The sequence below is a fragment of the Halopseudomonas xiamenensis genome (assembly GCF_014219065.1).
Lineage (GTDB): Bacteria > Pseudomonadota > Gammaproteobacteria > Pseudomonadales > Pseudomonadaceae > Halopseudomonas > Halopseudomonas xiamenensis.
In genome coordinates, this window is record NZ_JACLGO010000013.1 from 60,446 (window position 1) to 78,157 (window position 17,712).

Sequence of the window (17,712 nt, forward strand, 5' to 3'; positions counted from 1 at the left end):
TGTGTTCCTGTTATTCCGGTGTTTTTGTCATGGGTGTCAAGGGAGTAGTGGGAGCTGAACGATACAGTTTGATGGTTTCTTTTAGCCCCAAATCGGCTAGTTTCTGCTTCATATCCAGCACCGACGGTGCCAGATGGAGCAAGGCATCCATTTCTGCAACCGCAGCGCCAGCCGAACGGAAGCCCATGGCTTCGGCTGCACGGTTGATCGAGAGCTTTTTGATGCGCAATACATCGGGAGGAGTCAGAGCGATGCGCTCAGCCAATCCTTCAACGCAGTCAATGAGTTGATTTGGAGTCACGCTGTGATTTGCCCAGCCCCACTCGACGGCAGTCTTGCCATCGATGCTGTTGCCAGCAACGAAAGCCATTTCCTTGGCGCGTTTCGGGCCCACCAACGGTACCCAAAGAGGCGCAATATATCCGCCTCCCATAGGAATAGTGGGCTCGCCAATCCTGGCATCATCCGTTACCACGGTAATGTCTGCATGTACGCACATTTGCGTGGCACCAGCCAGACAGTACCCATGAACGGCAGCAATGATGGGTTTTGGGTGATCCCACATTGCAAGGTAGCGATCCACATTACGGCGCAGGCGAGCGTGGTCGGCAATTGGATCAGCAGCCAGGCTGCCGTAGGTGCCCGCCTTGCCCACTTGGCCGATGTCGTAGCCAGCAGAGAAGCCGCGACCTTCGCCACGTATGCCGATGACCGAGCCGCCTTCATGTATCAGGCATTGCAGGGCGTCAGAAAACTCATCAAGCAGTTCATTGGATAGGGCATTAGCACTTTCAGGCCGGTTGAGAACCAGCCAAGAAATCGGCCCACGATGCTCAATGCGAATATGTTCGTACGTATGCGGGGACGCGGCGCTCATCTCAAACCCGCCCTATCGGCAAGGTTTTCTTGACATGGAAATCCTGATCGCCGGTAACGCGTAACTCGCGACGTTTGAATTGCCATTGGCCATTTATCTGCACGATCACATCGTGATACTGGCCCCACACATGGCTATCGGGCATGTCACGGTTATAGCGATGCCAGGCGTACAGAATTGAACGTACGCTGGCCTCATTCGGCCCCGTGAAGTCGACGACAATATTCGATACATGGTGACTGGTGGCTTTGAAAAAGCTGCCTACTCCTTCCAGAGTCTTGGCATAGGCTTCTCGGCCCTGTGCCCCAAAACCGCCTGGCCCGTAGATTACTTCGCAGTCTTCAGTAAACAAAGCGGCAAGCTCGGATGTCTGGTTCATGTCCAGGTGAAACGCGTAGGTAAACAGCAGGCGCTCAATGGCTTGGGTATCAAGGATTTGTTGCAGTTGGTTTTGTTGTGTCATGGCTTTCTCCTTTGTCAACGTAATAGTTGACTAGGTGTGCATATTTGTCAACGCCGGTGTGAATTTTTATTGGCGAGGGGGCTGGCTTAGAAGGGGACGCCAATTTTTGCCCAAATCAACGCAGTGGTTGACAGATGGCGATGTCGAGTGCTTATATCAACGCTGAGGTTGAAAAAAAGGTGTTCAGATGAAACAGGTGCATGGATGTGAATACGCATTCAAACACCGTTTGGCTTGCTGTCTAACAGCAAACACTAATGGGCTGGAGAATCTAATGAAAATAAGAAAAAAACAACGGAATAGGCTTGGCACCCGCCGGTTTGGTCGCACGACACTGGCAGCATCAGTTGCGCTGGCAACAGTTTTCAGTTCCTGCGCTGCACAGGCGCTGACCCTGAGGTCAGATAATGATTGGCATATCAACTTCGACACATCTCTGCAGTGGCTTGTAGGGGTACGGGCAGAGTCACGTGATTCGCGTATCGCCAATGACCCTCTGCACCACTCAGCCAACTATAAATTCGATCGTGGAGACCTGGTCACTAACCGTGTTCAGGGTATGTTCGAGCTTACGGGCGTGTATCAGAATCGGATGGGCTTCCGAGCTTCGGTCAACGCCTGGAATGATTTTGCTTACGATGATGATGTAGAGGTCAGACCCGGCTACGTATCCAATTATCGCGGTGGAAAGTACAGTAGCCACACGAAGAAATACCATATCCGCGGGGCTGAGCTAGGCGATGCGTTTGTGTTCAGCAACTTCGATATAGGTGATCGTGCCGCGTCAGTGCGTCTTGGGCGTTTCAGCCAGCAATGGGGTAATGGAATATTTTTCGGTTACTCCTCGATTTCCTTTGGCCAGCATCCCATGGACTTCATCAAAGGCTTTTCTCAGCCGGGATCATCTATCAAAGAGCTGGTTTTGCCGCGCACCCAGGTATATGGAAGCCTGGAGCTGAACGATGAGTGGTCTATTGCTGCACAATACTTTCTTGAGTGGCGGCCTAACCGCTTTCCGGAGTCCGGTACCTATCTGGCGCCCGGTGATGTGCTTTTCGAGGGCCCCAACGATGGTGGGTTAGTTGTTCCTGGAGGGCTGTTGGGTAAAAGCGATGATCCTGATCACATCAACGATAACTTCGGTATTCGGCTAGACTGGTCTCCACAATGGGCGGGGGGCGACCGCTTTGGTTTCTACTATCGTCAGTTTGATGAACCAGAACCCGTTGCGACATTGAACTATCCGCAAGTTGAGCTCAAGTACGCCGATAAAACCAAGATGTACGCGATGTCGTACGAAACGGCTATCGGTGGAGCCAGTCTGGGTTTTGAGGTCAACTACCGGAAGGATACGGCTTTGGCCTCGGCTTTTCCGACCAGAGTCGCCAAAGGCGATTTGATCAACGTCATTGCTAATACAATGATCAACTTCTCAGGGAATACCTTGTGGGACGCTGCCATGTTCCTGGGTGAGGTTACCTATACGCACCTTGAAAAGGTTCACGACAAAGATCTTTACAATGGTGAAGGCTATGCCTGCGCAGCCACCAATAGAGTAGGCTGTGGTACCGACGATGCTGTCGCCATAGCCTTTCTGTTTGAGCCGTCTTGGCTGCAGGTCTTCCCCTCCGTGGATATCAGTCTACCGATTTCGTTCCAGTACGGAATCAATGGCACGCCTGCCTACGCTGCTGGCGGGTTTTATGCGGAGGATTCAATTATTGCTTCTATAGGCGTAAAAGCCGCGTATGCACAGAAGCACTATTTCGCTCTGCAATACCAGGATTACCACTGGAATCCAGATGGCCGAGTAGTAGGTGGTGGTCCCGCGGGTGATACCTATGCAGGCGGCAATGGCCCTTATGCGCTGAATGACAAGGGGTGGGTCTCGCTGTCTTATAACACCTCTTTCTGATGAGGGAAGGCAAAGGCTAAGTATTGCTAAGATAACGTATAAATAGAAAATATTTCCTATAATTACAAGAAGGAAAGCAGTCATGTTTAAAAAGACAATCGTCGCTGGGTTGATATCTGCTATCACTCTATGCTTTTCCGGGACGGTTTTGGCAGCCGTATCAGCCGAGGAAGCAAAGCGTCTGGGAGCGGATCTGACCGCACATGGTGCTGAGCGTGCTGGTAATGCTGACGGTAGTATTCCCGAGTACACCGGTGGCCTTCAACCGCTGCCCGAATATGACCGGGATTCAATGCAGACTTATATACACCCCTATGCGGGTGAGAAACCTCTCTTCACTATCAGTGCAGAGAATATGGCTCAGTATGAAGATGCCTTGACCGTTGGTACACAGGCATTATTGCGGAAGTATCCTACCTATAAGCTGAATGTATATCCGACTCATCGTTCTGCCCGCTATGAAGACTGGGTGCTCGAGAATACCCTGGTCAATGCCACCACAGCAGAACTGACAGGCAGCGTAATGGGTGATGCGGTCACAGGGGCGGACCCAGAAGGTTTGCCGCTGCCTGGGGTTCTATTCCCGATACCGAAAGATGGTTATGAGGTAATGTGGAACCATAAGCTAGCATTTGCTCCGGCGATCATGCATCAGCATAACCAGGCGTTTGTGGTTGACTCCAATGGGGGGGTAAATGTCCTCGCTACACCTAACCAGCATCATATGCGCCCCTGGTATGATCGCAGCGGCAAATTACGTGCGGAATCGCATGGAGCGATTCTCTCGTTCTCAGCAGTACAAACGAGTCCTCCTCAGCAGGCTGGTGTAACCTTCCTGAACTTCTATCTGCCGACGGCAGATAATGGCGGCCAACTGGTCTGGTTCTATACCCCAGGGCAGCGTCGTGCTCGTCGGGCACCTGATTTCGCTTACGACCTGCCAATCAGCGCCTATGGTGGCGTTCTAATGTGGGATGAAATCTTTGGATTCGTAGGTCGTATGGATCGTTTCGACTTCAAACTGGTAGGTAAGACCGAAAAAATTGTGCCTTATAACGCTTACACCCTAACGCAAGAGGCTAACCCGCGTGAGGTGTTGGGTAAGGAACATCTTGATCCCGAGGCGCTACGTTTCGAGCGGCACCGTGTATGGGTAGTTGAAGCAGAGCGCAAGCCTGGTGCACGCCATGTATATAGTAAGCGTCGCTTCTATATAGATGAGGACAGTTGGCAAGTCGTTGCCCTTGAAACTTATGATGATGCCGGGAAACTGTGGAAAAACGGCTTTATTCAGAGCTTTCCAACTTATGATGTTGGAGGCGTGAATAACAACACTTGGGCATTTGATGATCTGATTTCGGGGAGCTATATGCTAATAAATGCCGGTGCCTCTCAGCCTGGCCATTGGAACCGATCTTATATGAGTACTGAGGGTATGAGGATTGCATTGACCCCTCGTGCAGTAGAGGCACAGGGAGTGCGCTGATAGCTGGGAATGACTTGGTGGGACAGGGCTGCCTGCCAAGTCATTTCAGAATGGAGGAATTGCTAGATAACAAACAATGTGTCCTCTCATTTGGGTAGTTGGAAGTACGTTATCTTAAACTCGATCGGGTAAAACAAATATGTGTATTACTACATCGCGGAAAGCGTTAAATACCTTCATGGCTATTCCGTTTCTGTTTTTGAGTGTGCTTGCACTTCCCTCGAAGGCTGAGTTCAAGGACCCATTGGATATCCCTGCCGTAGAGCAAAAGAATTCGTTGAATAAACCCTTTATAGGAAGCTCGCAAAAAGGACGCCTTTCAGTGATAGTGGGGCCGGCAGGCCTGATTCTGGCCTCTTCTGATGCAGGGCAGAGTTGGAAGCAAGCCCAGGTGCCGGTGCAAAGTGATCTGGTTGCCGTTACTTTGGTGAGCGAGAGTAAAGGGTGGGCAGTGGGGCATGACGGTGTGATTCTTGTCACCGCCGATGGTGGCGCTAGTTGGCAAAAGCAACTGGATGGTGTCATGGCTGCTGAGCAGTTTAAAAAATATTATGAAAACATGCTGAAGAAAGGTGAGCCCGAGGCGGAGCTTGCTCTGGAGGCGACAGAGTTGAACTATCGAGATGGTCCCGCACTACCTTATCTCGATGTCTGGTTCAAGAATGAGTCGGTCGGATTTGCTGTTGGGGCATTCGGCAATATTGCTCGTACGGATGATGGTGGAGATACCTGGGCTCCATGGACGCACAGAATAGATAACGAAAGTGGGCTGCATCTTAATAGTGTGACTGCGGTTGGAGGGGGGATTTTCATCGGCAGTGAACGTGGCACGATCTTCAGATTGAATGAAGAAACAAATATCTTCGAGATCATTGATACTGGATATTCGGGTAGCTTTACCGGTATCACCGGAGATGATAGTCAGGTTATTGCCTATGGGCTGCAAGGCACAGCTTACCGCAGCACTGATAGCGGGGCTAATTGGCAGGTTGTTGCAGGGCTACCTCGTTCCACGATAAATAATGCATTCCTGCGAGCAGAGGGGAAAGGATTTGTACTTGTAAGTCAGGCGGGAGAGCTGGTTCTGACTGATCATTATTTTTCCAGTTTTGATGTGCTGAATTCCGAAAAAACCACTATCTATACCTCGGTTGTGGAGGCGGCTGATAATGAGTTTCTAGTGACCACCCTGGAGGGCGTCGAGCGGATTTCACTCTCGGAGCGTAAAACAGAAAAGCCAAGAACCCAGGAGTAAGGCTATGTCCGCTAATGAAAAAAATATAGCTCAAGGCGAAGATGTCGGCGGGGCATTTGACGAGTCTTCAGGCACTATTTTTGAACGAGTTTTGTTTTGCAATCGCAAGATCCTTTTTGCTATTGGAGTTTTGGTAACTCTGTTCTTGGCCTATCAGTCGGCCAAACTGGATGTTAATGCCAGCTTTGAGAAGATGATGCCGTCAGAGCATGAGTATATTAAGAACTACAAAGAATTTGCTGGTAACTTGAGAAGTTTGGGTAATGCTGTGACTGTGGTGGTCGAGAACAAGAACGGCAGCATTTACGATGCGGAATATCAGAAAACATTAAGTGAAATCAACGACAGAGTATTTCTGATCAAGGGGGTTGATCGCGCATTTGTGCAATCCTTGTGGATGGCATCAGTACGCTGGACGGCTGTAACAGAGGAAGGGTTTGATGGTGGCCCGGTCATGCCGCCGGACTATGACGGATCCTCAGAAAGCCTGAACAAGCTACGGGACAACGTCGCCAAGGCGGGACTCAAGGGCTCTCTTGTTGGATTGAATGAACGTTCCAGTGCGTTGTTTATCCCCTTAATGGAGCGTGACTCGGAGACCGGCGAGCCTCTCGACTATAAAGCCTTCACCGATAGTCTGAGGGCTATCAATGATGAGTTTGAGAGCCGCGGCGTGGAGTTGCATGTCATTGGCTTCGCCAAGTTGGTGGGCGACCTCATTGCGGGGCTGATGCAAGTACTCAGTTATTTTATAATTGCGGCTGTGGTTGTATCAGTACTCGTCTATTGGTATTCACGTTGCTTGATCAGTACCAGCGTTGTCATTATCTGCTCGCTGATGGGCGTGGTCTGGCAGTTGGGTATGATGCGGTTGATGGGCTTTGTCCTTGATCCCTTCTCCGTGCTGGTGCCATTTCTGGTGTTTGCCATTGGGGTCTCCCATGGCTCGCAGATGATAAACGGGATTATCCAGGATATCGGTAGCGGGCTTGGCCGTTATATGGCGTCCCGGCTTACCTTCCGTCGGCTTTGCCTGGCGGGTACCGTAGCCTTGGTATCCGATGCACTGGGTTTTGCGGTAATCGCTGTTATCGCCATACCTGCGATTCGGGACCTGGCGTTTCTCGCAACGATGGGAGTGGTTGCGCTGATCGTTACCAACTTGTTTTTTATCCCCGTAATACTGTCTTTCACTGGCATCACCAAGCGGGCTGCCAAGCATGCGGAGCGGGTACAGAAGAGTAACCACTCCGTCAGTCAATGGCTTGGGTTGATTACCGGCAAGAAGGTAGCTGTTGGAGTTTTGGTGTCGGTTGCGGTGATTACCGTAGCAGGATTCATCTATGGACAGAAAATGCAGATCGGTGATGTCGAGGCGGGCGCTCCGGAACTGCGTGCGGACTCCGAGTACAATCTGGATGTGGAGTACGTACAGAAAAATTATGGACTGTCTAACGACCTTTTCGCCGTTATTGTGACAACGCCGGAAGGCGGCTTGGGAAATTTTGAAACACTGCTTGAGATTGATCGACTTGAGCGCTTGCTGCGGGATTTACCCGGAGTACAGGTCACAGAATCTGCAGCCAGTATGGCGAAGAAGTTTACCCCGGCCGGGTTCGAAGGCTCGCCCAAGTGGTACACAATCAGCCGTAGTCCCTATATTACTAATGATGCGGTTGATAGTATATTCACCGCGCGTCCAGGTCTTATTAATGACTCCCGTACCGTAGCTCCGATCATCGCTTATCTGACGGATCATAAAGCCGAGACACTGCAGCGTGTCGCCGAGGTGGTAGAAGCTTTTGCTGCTGAGCACAATAATGACCAACGTCAGTTCCTGCTGGCGGCGGGTAATGCCGGTGTCGAGGCTGCAACAAATCAGACAGTAGAAAAAGCTAATTATCAGATGCTAGTACTGGTTTATGCTGCGGTGATTCTACTGTGTTTGGTTACTTTCCGTAGTTGGAGGGCTGTAGTGATTGCTATTTTGCCTCTGGTGGTTATCTCCACCTTGGGGCAGGCATTGATGGTGTTCATGGGCATTGGTCTCAAGGTCGCGACGCTCCCTGTTACGGCGCTTGGTGTTGGCATCGGTGTGGATTATGCGTTGTACCTGCTTACCGCGTACATGGTTTTCCTGAGACAGGGTATGTCCGTCAGACAGGCCTATGTCAATGCCTTGGTGTCTACAGGGAAGGTGGTCATGTTGGTTGGCGTTACATTAACCGCAGCGGTTGCTACCTGGGCATGGTCACCCATCAAGTTCCAGGCAGATATGGGGTTAATGCTGGCCTTCATGTTCCTGGGGAATATGCTGGGCGCCTTGATTATCATTCCCGCCTTGGCCACTTTTCTTTTGAAACCGAAGAATATGAATAAGGAAATAAAGGAAAACAAGGTGGAAGTGAAAAAGAATATTTTAGAGAAAATACACGCAGAAAGAGCGCTTGTTTGATAAGCCCTACTTATCTTGAGAGCTGAGCAGAATAACGGATAGGTTATCTGTATATTTTTTCACTGTAATATCAGCAATGATGTTGATTTAATGGTGGGGCCTGATTAATTTGTAAGAACCAAAGAACGGGATGGGGAAGACAATATGAAATTCAATTTGATGCAAACGGGAGTGATTGGCCGCCGGCATGAACTGGAAGCCGGTATGGCCGGCCAGCGGCCCGAGCTGTATCAGCGTTTCCTGGAAGAGGTACGCGGCTATGTACGCCTGGCTGACGATCTGGGGTACGGGGCTTACTGTCAGCCCGAACACCACCTGCAGATCGAAGGGTTCGAGATCAACAACCACCCGGGCATGTTCAGTTTGTATGTAGGCTTACACTCCAAGCGCATGAAGGCCGGCATCATGGGCTATACCCTGCCCACACATAATCCGGTACGGGTCGCCGAGGAAATTGCCACGCTGGATCATATGCTCCAGGGTCGACTGATGGTGGGCTTTACCCGTGGTTACCATGCACGCTGGGTTGACTCCATGGCGGCTCGCCCGGGTGTGAGCGCCACTACACCGGTGAATGCCAAGGCGCGTGACGAGCAGGATGCGCTGAACCGCGAAGTGTTTGAAGAGTCCTTGCAGATCATCAAGAAAGCCTGGGCCAGTGATGTGTTCAGCCACAAGGGCAAGCACTGGGAGTTTCCGCCCAATGGCGGTTCATCGGGTCATCCGGCCTATGCCAGCATGGGTAAAGGCATGGATGCTGATGGGATCGTACGTAAGATCGGCATTGCTCCCAAGTGCTATCAAAACCCCCATCCGAAGATCTATGGTGGCTTTGCCGGCAGCATGCGGACAGTGGATATGTGGGCCCGCGAAGGAGGCAAGCCGATCGTACTGGCGGCAGACCTGGACTTCTGTGACACCTTGTGGAACCGCTATGCCGAAACGGCGCGGGCCCATGAGCGTGATGTTGCCCGTGAAGACGTTGCCGCCTGGGGTGGTTTTTTGATGCTGACTGACGACAAGGAGCATGCGCAGAAGCTGATGGCCGAGCATCAATGGTTCTGGGACAAGTGGTTTATCCCCTTCGGTCAGAAGATGCCGAACGTTCTGATCGGCAGTGCCGATGAGATTGCCGACCAGATTGGCCGTGCCCATGACCGTCTGGGCTTTAATGAACTGTTTCTCATGTTTGGCCAGGGCCACCTGGATCCGGAACAGAACAATGAAGAGCTGGAGAAGTTTGCCTCATTGGTTGCGCCACGCTTCTCCACCAAGGATGCCGAAGGCACCATGGTGTGAGCCCTGTGGTTAAAAGAGTCAATTAGGCAGCTTAAAAAGATAAGAATGAGAGGATAAGACCATGCAATGCGGATTTTTTCATACCCCATATAATCTTCCCCACCGTACTGCGAGAGAAATGTTCGACTGGTCTCTCAAGCTGGCACAGGTATGTGATGAAGCTGGCTTCGCCGATTTCATGATTGGCGAGCACTCCACACTGGCTTGGGAGAATATTCCCTGTCCTGAAATCATTATTGGTGCCGCGGCGCCTCTCACCAAGAATATTCGCTTTGCGCCGATGGCGCATCTGTTGCCTTACCATAATCCGGCAAGTCTGGCGATTCAGGTTGGCTGGTTGTCGCAAATTCTCGAGGGTCGGTACTTTCTTGGTGTGGCGCCTGGTGGACATCATACAGATGCCATTCTGCATGGGTTCGAAGGGATTGGTCCGTTGCAGGAACAAATGTTCGAAGCGCTTGAACTGATGGAGAAGGTATGGGCTAGAGAGCCCTTCATGGAAAAGGGAAAGTTCTTTCAGGCGGGCTTTCCCGGGCCGGATACCATGCCAGAATACGACGTGGAAATTGCAGACAATAGTCCTTGGGGTGGTCGTGAAGCCTTGGAGATCGCTGTTACGGGACTGACCAAGAACTCGTCATCCCTGAAGTGGGCTGGAGAGCGCAATTATAGCCCGATCTCGTTCTTTGGAGGTCACGAGGTAATGCGCTCGCACTACGACACTTGGGCTGCAGCCATGGAGTCGAAAGGTTTGACTCCTGAAAGATCACGCTTTCGGGTTACCCGTGAAATCTTTATTGCCGACACAGATGCTGAGGCAAGGAAGCGGGCCAAGGCAAGTGGTATGGCCCAGACATGGCAGCATTATCTATTCCCCATCTACAAAAAATTCAATCTTTTTCCTGGGATTATTAAGGACGCGGGTGCGGACATTGACCCGAGCCAGATTGATATGGACTTTTTGGCTGATCATGTATGGCTTTGTGGATCACCGGAAACTGTGACTCGCAAGATAGAAGCCATGATGGAAAGGTCGGGTGGTTGCGGCCAGGTTATTGTCAATTCGCATGACAATATCGATAATCCGGAGCCCTATTTCGAGTCCCTGCAGCGATTAGCGCAAGAAGTCATTCCCAATATCAAGATGAGCTGAAGCATGCATGAGGCGGCTGCTGGTCAGTAGTCGCTTTCCTGCTCTGAACCTGAATTAATTTTATCGCAGATCAGCGTAAAAGGCTGAGGACGGAGTAGGCCCAGTTACTTTTGAATTTGCGAAAGAAGGGGGGGCATGTGTTTTTCTCAAAAGCTGATAAAACCGCAACCGAATGTCTGAGACACCTTCTCGATGCGCTTGAAGGTGGACATCTGGATCTACCTCCCGGAGGTACTGCGAATCCTCTGCTCAACCAAGTTCGCGAGGCCTGGCAGAACTATCATGCCGAACGCCAGCAGGAGAAGAACCAGCTCATTCAACTGGCTGATCAACTGCACCAGTTGACCGCAAAGCTGGCGAGTTGTGAGGAGGAACGAGAGTACATAAATGCCCGTTTGGGCTTTATCAGCCAGAGTAGTACCGACGGTTTTTGGGACATGAAAGTGGTCGGTGGTGACCTCATGAATCCAGCGAATGGGCTGTGGTGGTCCGATCGCTTCCGCTCGTTGCTCGGTTTTCAGGACGAGCAAGACTTTCCTGGCAGGTTGAACAGTTGGATAGCGCGACTTCACCCTGAAGACAAGCAATCAACCCTGGAAGCACTGTCCCAGCATATGCACGGCGGAGAAGGACAGGTGTCTTATCGTCTGGAACACCGACTGGCGATAAAAACCGGCGAGTACCGCTGGTTTGTAACCAGTGGCCAGGCTCAGTGCGATAGCCGTGGGACATGTCTGCGAATTGCTGGTTCTATGCGGGATATCCATGATCAGCGCCAGCGCGACCGGGAGCTGGACAAGACGTTAACGCGTTTCGAGCTGGCCCGGGAAATGCTGAGCGATGGTTTGTGGGATATGGAAGTAGTTGATGGTGATCCGATGAATCCGCATAACCCTTTCTGGTGGTCCGAGCAGTTTCGCCACATGCTGGGCTTTGAGACTGCCGAGGAGTTTCCCAATGTATTGGAAAGTTGGACATCGCGTATTCATCCGGAGGACAAGGAAGAAGTGTTCCGAACATTCGCTATTCACCTCGGCGATCGCAGTGGCAGGACACCTTTTGATGCTTGTTATCGGATCAAGCTCAAGAGTGGTGAGTACCGTTGGTTCCGTAACCGTGGTCAGACTCGCCGCGCTTCGGATGGCAGTCCAGTACGAATGGTAGGTGCGTTGATTGATATCCATGTCATGCGCCTGGAGGAACAGCTGCGGGAAGAGCAGATCACGCAGCGCAGAGACCTTGAACTGAATCTGCACAAGTTGACGGAAATAGTTACCACTATCCAGGGGATTGCCAGCCAGACCAACTTGCTGGCACTCAATGCTGCCATTGAAGCTGCTCGCGCTGGAGATGCTGGTCGTGGTTTTGCCGTAGTGGCTGATGAAGTGCGCAAACTAGCGACCAGGACCAGTGAGGCGACCCAGCAGGCGGCCGATATGATCGGCTCCCGTGCCTGAGCTTCTGCCTTCCATCCTCGGGTGAGAAACCAGAGTGCGTGCCAAGGCAAGTAGTGCGCAAGAAGTCGTTTCCCATCATATTTTTTGACAAACAAGGGGGCACATATGTCTAGCATTGATCTCAGCGGATTGTTTTCCGTTGCGGGCAAAACCGTACTGGTGACTGGTGGGGCCAAGGGTATAGGTGCGATGATTACCCGCTGTCTGGTGGCTGCAGGCTGCAGGCTGCAGGGTGTTGGTTGTCGGACGTGATCATGTCGCAGCGAACAGCCTGAACCATGAATTGGCGGAGTATGGCGGGTTTGAATTCATCTCCTGTGACCTCTCCTGTAATGATCAACTGGCGGATTTGCTTCACGTCGTGCAAAACAGCTGTTCCCAGCTGGATGCGCTGATCAACAACTCTGGTATATTTCATGCGCCGCCGCTGGGCTCTGTCACCGAGCAGGATTGGTCCGCGGTAATGAACCTCAACCTGCAATCACCATTTCTTCTTATCCAGGGACTATGTCCTCTGCTGGAGAAGGCCGGCACAGCTGACGAGCCGGCACGCATAATCAATATCGGCTCGGTGGGGGGTATTCTCGGGAAAAGTTTCGGCGGTGCCTATGCCTATGGCTGCAGCAAGGCTGCCATTCATCAACTCACTCGCACGCTGGCGTCGGATCTATGTGCGCGCAATATCAATGTCAACGCGATCGCACCGGGTTTTTTCCCCAGTGATCTGACGGCAGGGGTTGTCGCTGATGCCGAAGTCGAACGGGCGGTGCTGGATAGTATTCCTGCCCATCGTTTTGGCAGGACGACGGATGTCGGCGGTACCGCGATCTATTTGATATCACGTGCTAGTGCCTATCTTACCGGCTCGGTAGTCGCCCTTGATGGTGGTCTGATGATCGCCCCCTGAGTCTGAAGATCATCCGCTGAATTTCTGTTTGAAAACAACGCGTCGAACACTATGTCCACCATCTTTTTTTGAAGCGCTGGATAGTCTTCTTGGTCTGTCTTTTCACTCGATGTGAAACAGGCTGTCCCCAAGGTGCCTATCCATAGCAACTGGACCGCTTCATGGGCGGGATAATTCAGGGCGCCTGCGTCATATAGCAGCGACAGGTCCTTCTCGACTGTACGCAGTGTTTCCGCGACGCTGACGGGTGGGGCGCCGGCAAGGATTTGCTGGATGACTATCCGACACATGAGTGGCTCCTGACGGGCAAAGTGATCGAAGGCGCCCCAGCCGTTTCTCAGACCTTGTTGCGGACCTCCCTCTTTTGTACCTTGGAGGTAAGCCTCTGCGACTTGTTCATAGGTTTCATCGATGGCGGCGCGGTGCAACCCCGCCAGGTCACCAAAGTAATGATAAATCGTTGGTGCGCCGACACCGGCCATGGCGCATATGGCCCTTGAATTCGCGCCCTCGCGCCCGGTAGTGCTGAGCAGGTGCCGAGCCACTTCCAGTAATCGCTTCTTTACTTGGGTTGCCTCGCCGCTGCGACCTTTCATACTGCGAGAAATCACTGGTTTCATATGAACAACCTATGTATGGAATCAAACGGCTTTCATGAGCGGGTTCAGCTTAACGAAGTTTGCATTAAAAATCATGGTAAATAAATCAACATCCAGGTTGATTTGACAGTATAACGTCGTTATATTGGATCTGTGGCCTAGTCTGCAATCAGCAGGCAGTGCCTCCTTGCCTACTACCCATTTAGAGGAGATAACAATCATGGCAATGGAAACCGGTTTGATTTTTCATCCCTACATGCGCCCGGGGCGTACAGCCAAACAGACGTTTGACTGGGGTATCCAGAGTGCCGTTCAAGCGGACAGTGTGGGAATTGATTCAATGATGATCTCTGAGCATGCCTCGCAGGTATGGGAAAATATTCCCAACCCGGAGTTGATCATCGCAGCGGCAGCCTTGCAGACTAAAAATATTAAATTCGCCCCAATGGCGCATATCCTGCCTCACCAGCATCCGGCCAAGTTGGCCACGATGATTGGCTGGCTTTCTCAGATACTGGAAGGGCGTTACTTTCTCGGTATCGGTGCTGGGGCCTATCCCCAGGCGTCTTACATTCACGGTATCCGCAACGCGGGTCAGTCAAATACGGCAACGGGTGGCAACGAGACCAAGAGCCTGAATGATATGGTCCGCGAGTCGCTCTCCATCATGGAAAAAATCTGGAAGCGAGAGCCTTTCTTCTATGAGGGTAAATACTGGGACGCTGGGTATCCAGAAGAGCTTGAAGGTGACGATGGTGACGAGCAGCACAAGCTGGCTGATTTCAGCCCGTGGGGAGGGAAAGCTCCTGAAATTGCGGTGACGGGATTCAGCTACAATTCGCCATCCATCCGTTTGGCAGGGGAGAGAAATTTCAAGCCCGTCTCCATTTTCTCTGGTCTGGATGCGTTGAAGAAACACTGGGAAGTCTACTCTGAAGCAGCGATCGCTGCTGGTCATATCCCAGACCGTGCACGCCATGCCGTTTCGCAAACAGTGTTCTGCGCCGAGACTGATAAGGAAGCCAAGCGACTTGTCATGGAAGGTCCTATTGGTTACTGCTTCCAACGTTACCTTATTCCGATCTGGCATCGTTTTGGCATGATGGATGGTTTTGCAAAAGATGCAGGTATCGATCCGGCAGATGCTGATCTGGAGTTTCTCGTTGATAACGTGTTTGTTGTCGGCTCACCTGAAACGGTTACTGAAAAGATCAACGCCTTGTTTGCTGCTACAGGTGGCTGGGGAACGCTGCAGGTGGAGGTTCATGATTATTACGACGACCCTGCGCCCTGGTTCCAGTCGCTGGAGATGATCTCCAAGGAAGTCGCCCCCAAGATCGCGCTGCCGTAGATCGGTTGGATCAGACAAGGGGCGCGATGCTTCGCGACCCTTGTTTGAGCTACCATCATTGGGTCCTGTGCAGGCTAGAAAGCATTCTCATGGGCTGCTTGTCGCGTGCATGGGCTAGAGGTCGAGCGGGCCCTGTCATGGTCTCACCGCTAGCCTATTGGAAACAGGTTGCCATGGAGTGATGCAAGTCACATGCCTCAAGAATGTCTGCAAACCAGGGGACGATGGCAATCTCATCCAGTTTTTCAGGATTAAGCCAAGCGCAATCATCATTCTCCCAGTTAAGGGTCAGTGCCCGAGTTTGACTGGCAAAGTGAAATGTATGTACGCGCCATATGCGGCCATCTAGGCCTTCCAGATGCAGTACTTTGCTGCTGAGGAGCCGGAGATCAGATCTGGAGATGCCGGCTTCTTCCTGGACTTCTTCCAGTGCCTGTGCCAAGGGATCGTTGCACGCCTCGAGAAATCCGGTCACACAGTTCCAGCGCCCCACATCGCCCGTCACCAGCGGACTGCGTCGCAACAATGCAAGCTCCCCCTGGTGGGAAAGTACGGCAGCTACGATGTCGTGACAGACCACTGGTGTAACTTGCTCCGCTGTCATTTGGCTTCTCATGGTGGCCTCCGTGAACGGATTCAAGCATTTTCGTGTGACTTTGAACCTATAGTGGTTCAAGATATACTCCAAGTCAACCACGGTGTTGATTTTGTGAGATTTCGATTGGGAGATGAAGCAGTATGGGAGCACTCCGAACGCAATTTTTCTTCAATGGCGGACAGAAACTGGTGGCCAGCGTTGGTGGGCCGGAAGATGGCCCCGGCGTGCTCTTTCTGCATGGCGGCGGGCAGACTCGATACTCGTGGAACAGCTGTGCTGTAGATCTGGCTGATGAAGGTTTCCGCATTATCAGTCTTGATTTGCGAGGTCATGGGGATAGCGCGTGGGCTGCAGATGGATACGCTATCGAGTTGCAAATGCAAGATGTCTTGAAGATCATTCCGCAGTTTTCCCGGCCCCCGGTATTGGTGGGTGCTTCGCTGGGCGGGTTGATCGCGCTTAATACCCTGGGTGCACATGCCTCCAGCGGCAGAGCTCTGGTGTTGGTGGATATCACGCCGCGTATCAACATGCAGGGCGCTGCACAGGTGCGTGATTTCATGACCGCGAACCCGGAAGGCTTTGAAAGTCTTGAACAGGCTGCCGAGAGCATTTCGCGCTATCTTCCCCATCGTCGGCGCCCTGAAAACCTGTCTGGTCTGCAGAAGAATCTCAGGATGCGCAATGGGCGTTGGCACTGGCATTGGGATCCCAGCCTGTTTGCCTCACTGGATGCCTCCAAAGAGGCAGCAGAGGCGCGTCATGAGCAAGCCAGCAGGAATGTCAGAGTGCCTACGTTATTGATCCGAGGCAGCCGGAGCGAGCTGGTGGGTGATGATCAGGTTAAGCGGTTCCGGGAATTGATTCCGCACGCTGACTTTATTGATATCCCAGGCGCTGGGCATATGGTTGCGGGGGATAGCAACGATGTGTTCACTCAAGCCTTACGGGAATTTGTCACCAGTTTGCCTGACTAGAGATGCCCCCTTTGAAAGGGGGCGTCAGCGTGTCAGCGTACCGATATCAGGCCACCATCCACAGGCAACATCTGCCCGGTAATGAAACGTGAGCCGTCGCTGGCAAGAAATACCATGACCGGCGCTAGGTCTCTATCGGCATCACCAAACTTGCCCCCCAACGGAATATCCGCTTGAGTTGCCGCATCATGTGCTGCCAGCTCAGCGGGGGATAGCGCCTCACGGAAGGCGGCGTACATGGGGGTGACCATATAGGGTAATACTGCGTTGACACGCACACCATCCGGCCCCCATTGACGCGCTACGTTGCGTGTCCATGTATGAACTGCAGCTTTGCTCGCTGCGTAGAGCCCATTATTCAGCTCGCCGACCAGTCCTGACTCGGAGCCGAAGTTGATGATGTTGCCAGCTCCCTTGGGTTTCATCAGTCGATAAGCTTCGGCGTTGGTGTTCATCGTACCCAGCACGTTGATACTGAACAGGTGATTGAATAGGTCTTCCGGGATAGCGTCGGGAGGCGAGTGGCGCTGTACGCCAGCGATATTGGCGAGAACATCCAGCCCGCCCATATTATCTGTCGCCCTTCGGAAGGCTTTCTCTACGTCGTTGCGATCACTGATGTTGCAATGGTAGTAGCGTGCATCGCTGCCTGGGAATGCTTCCAGGAGTTCAGTGACGACCTGATGGCCCAATGCATCATTGACGTCCATGGAGGCAACAGCCGCTCCCGCTGCGACGTATGCTCGGACTACGGCTGCTCCAATGCCTTGGGCTCCCCCGGTAACGATGATTTTTTTTCCTGTCAGTTGCTGCATTCTGCACCTCTTTATATTTTCCCGGTCACGAAATTCAGTAGATGCATTGTTAGATCAGGTTGCTGTTCCTGGTCAACTTTTGTGTTGATTTTTTGTGTTGCCTAT

General features: G+C 52.0%; 15 protein-coding genes. 10 read left to right on the forward strand and 5 right to left on the reverse strand.

Annotated elements, in window-relative coordinates; translation table 11 throughout:
- Positions 1-10 precede the first annotated feature (10 nt).
- A complete protein-coding gene (locus tag H6X51_RS10675; RefSeq protein ID WP_185267515.1) occupies positions 11-877 on the reverse strand; it encodes an enoyl-CoA hydratase-related protein in 867 nt (288 codons plus the stop codon).
- Between the two features lies 1 nt (position 878).
- Positions 879-1,340: a nuclear transport factor 2 family protein gene (locus H6X51_RS10680; protein WP_105643225.1), complete on the reverse strand. Its 462-nt coding sequence runs from the start codon at positions 1,338-1,340 to the stop codon at positions 879-881.
- Positions 1,341-1,527: 187 nt separating this feature from the next.
- On the opposite strand from H6X51_RS10680, the gene H6X51_RS10685 reads away from it, so the two are divergent.
- From H6X51_RS10685 to H6X51_RS10720, 8 genes are all read left to right on the forward strand, one after another.
- Entirely contained in the window at positions 1,528-3,255 is a 1,728-nt protein-coding gene (locus H6X51_RS10685) for a DUF1302 domain-containing protein (protein ID WP_185267516.1), read from the forward strand.
- Between the two features lie 82 nt (positions 3,256-3,337).
- Entirely contained in the window at positions 3,338-4,741 is a 1,404-nt protein-coding gene (locus tag H6X51_RS10690; protein ID WP_185267517.1) for a DUF1329 domain-containing protein, read from the forward strand.
- Positions 4,742-4,880: 139 nt separating this feature from the next.
- Positions 4,881-5,996, forward strand: coding sequence for a WD40/YVTN/BNR-like repeat-containing protein (locus H6X51_RS10695; protein ID WP_185267518.1), 1,116 nt, complete (start codon positions 4,881-4,883; stop codon positions 5,994-5,996).
- Between the two features lie 4 nt (positions 5,997-6,000).
- The gene (locus H6X51_RS10700; RefSeq protein ID WP_185267519.1) at positions 6,001-8,451 is read left to right on the forward strand and encodes an efflux RND transporter permease subunit; all 2,451 of its coding nucleotides are present in this window, start codon (positions 6,001-6,003) and stop codon (positions 8,449-8,451) included.
- Between the two features lie 144 nt (positions 8,452-8,595).
- Positions 8,596-9,750 carry an LLM class flavin-dependent oxidoreductase gene (locus tag H6X51_RS10705; RefSeq protein WP_185267510.1) on the forward strand — a complete coding sequence of 385 codons (1,155 nt, stop codon included), beginning with the start codon at positions 8,596-8,598 and terminating at the stop codon, positions 9,748-9,750.
- Between the two features lie 61 nt (positions 9,751-9,811).
- On the forward strand, positions 9,812-10,903 hold the full coding sequence (locus H6X51_RS10710; RefSeq protein WP_105643231.1) for an LLM class flavin-dependent oxidoreductase: 1,092 nt from the start codon (positions 9,812-9,814) through the stop codon (positions 10,901-10,903).
- A 137-nt stretch (positions 10,904-11,040) separates the two neighbouring features.
- Entirely contained in the window at positions 11,041-12,360 is a 1,320-nt protein-coding gene (locus tag H6X51_RS20325) for a methyl-accepting chemotaxis protein (protein ID WP_185267520.1), read from the forward strand.
- Positions 12,361-12,592: 232 nt separating this feature from the next.
- Positions 12,593-13,267, forward strand: coding sequence for an SDR family oxidoreductase (locus H6X51_RS10720; RefSeq protein ID WP_185267521.1), 675 nt, complete (start codon positions 12,593-12,595; stop codon positions 13,265-13,267).
- On the opposite strand, the gene H6X51_RS10725 is transcribed toward H6X51_RS10720, so the two are convergent.
- On the reverse strand, positions 13,213-13,887 hold the full coding sequence (locus tag H6X51_RS10725; RefSeq protein WP_105643233.1) for a TetR/AcrR family transcriptional regulator: 675 nt from the start codon (positions 13,885-13,887) through the stop codon (positions 13,213-13,215). The genes H6X51_RS10720 and H6X51_RS10725 overlap by 55 nt on opposite strands.
- 199 nt (positions 13,888-14,086) lie before the next feature.
- Between H6X51_RS10725 and H6X51_RS10730 the strand changes: the two genes are divergently transcribed.
- Positions 14,087-15,217: an LLM class flavin-dependent oxidoreductase gene (locus H6X51_RS10730; protein ID WP_185267522.1), complete on the forward strand. Its 1,131-nt coding sequence runs from the start codon at positions 14,087-14,089 to the stop codon at positions 15,215-15,217.
- Between the two features lie 154 nt (positions 15,218-15,371).
- Here the strand turns inward: H6X51_RS10730 and H6X51_RS10735 are convergent, their stop codons facing one another.
- Entirely contained in the window at positions 15,372-15,833 is a 462-nt protein-coding gene (locus tag H6X51_RS10735; protein ID WP_185267523.1) for an NUDIX domain-containing protein, read from the reverse strand.
- 122 nt (positions 15,834-15,955) lie between these two features.
- On the opposite strand from H6X51_RS10735, the gene H6X51_RS10740 reads away from it, so the two are divergent.
- Positions 15,956-16,792, forward strand: a complete 837-nt coding sequence (locus H6X51_RS10740; RefSeq protein ID WP_185267524.1) for an alpha/beta fold hydrolase — start codon at positions 15,956-15,958, stop codon at positions 16,790-16,792.
- 32 nt (positions 16,793-16,824) lie between these two features.
- Here H6X51_RS10740 and H6X51_RS10745 read toward each other — a convergent pair whose 3' ends face one another.
- Positions 16,825-17,607 carry an SDR family NAD(P)-dependent oxidoreductase gene (locus tag H6X51_RS10745; protein ID WP_185267525.1) on the reverse strand — a complete coding sequence of 261 codons (783 nt, stop codon included), beginning with the start codon at positions 17,605-17,607 and terminating at the stop codon, positions 16,825-16,827.
- Between the last annotated feature and the right edge of the window lie 105 nt (positions 17,608-17,712).

Bases quoted from the DNA above. Each gene is read 5' to 3' on its own strand.
- H6X51_RS10675 (WP_185267515.1), bottom strand. From the start codon at position 877: ATGAGCGCCGCGTCCCCGCATACGTACGAACATATTCGCATTGAGCAT.
- H6X51_RS10680 (WP_105643225.1), bottom strand. From the start codon at position 1,340: ATGACACAACAAAACCAACTGCAACAAATCCTTGATACCCAAGCCATT.
- H6X51_RS10685 (WP_185267516.1), top strand. From the start codon at position 1,528: ATGAAACAGGTGCATGGATGTGAATACGCATTCAAACACCGTTTGGCT.
- H6X51_RS10690 (WP_185267517.1), top strand. From the start codon at position 3,338: ATGTTTAAAAAGACAATCGTCGCTGGGTTGATATCTGCTATCACTCTA.
- H6X51_RS10695 (WP_185267518.1), top strand. From the start codon at position 4,881: ATGTGTATTACTACATCGCGGAAAGCGTTAAATACCTTCATGGCTATT.
- H6X51_RS10700 (WP_185267519.1), top strand. From the start codon at position 6,001: ATGTCCGCTAATGAAAAAAATATAGCTCAAGGCGAAGATGTCGGCGGG.
- H6X51_RS10705 (WP_185267510.1), top strand. From the start codon at position 8,596: ATGAAATTCAATTTGATGCAAACGGGAGTGATTGGCCGCCGGCATGAA.
- H6X51_RS10710 (WP_105643231.1), top strand. From the start codon at position 9,812: ATGCAATGCGGATTTTTTCATACCCCATATAATCTTCCCCACCGTACT.
- H6X51_RS10725 (WP_105643233.1), bottom strand. From the start codon at position 13,887: ATGAAACCAGTGATTTCTCGCAGTATGAAAGGTCGCAGCGGCGAGGCA.
- H6X51_RS10730 (WP_185267522.1), top strand. From the start codon at position 14,087: ATGGCAATGGAAACCGGTTTGATTTTTCATCCCTACATGCGCCCGGGG.
- H6X51_RS10735 (WP_185267523.1), bottom strand. From the start codon at position 15,833: ATGAGAAGCCAAATGACAGCGGAGCAAGTTACACCAGTGGTCTGTCAC.
- H6X51_RS10740 (WP_185267524.1), top strand. From the start codon at position 15,956: ATGGGAGCACTCCGAACGCAATTTTTCTTCAATGGCGGACAGAAACTG.
- H6X51_RS10745 (WP_185267525.1), bottom strand. From the start codon at position 17,607: ATGCAGCAACTGACAGGAAAAAAAATCATCGTTACCGGGGGAGCCCAA.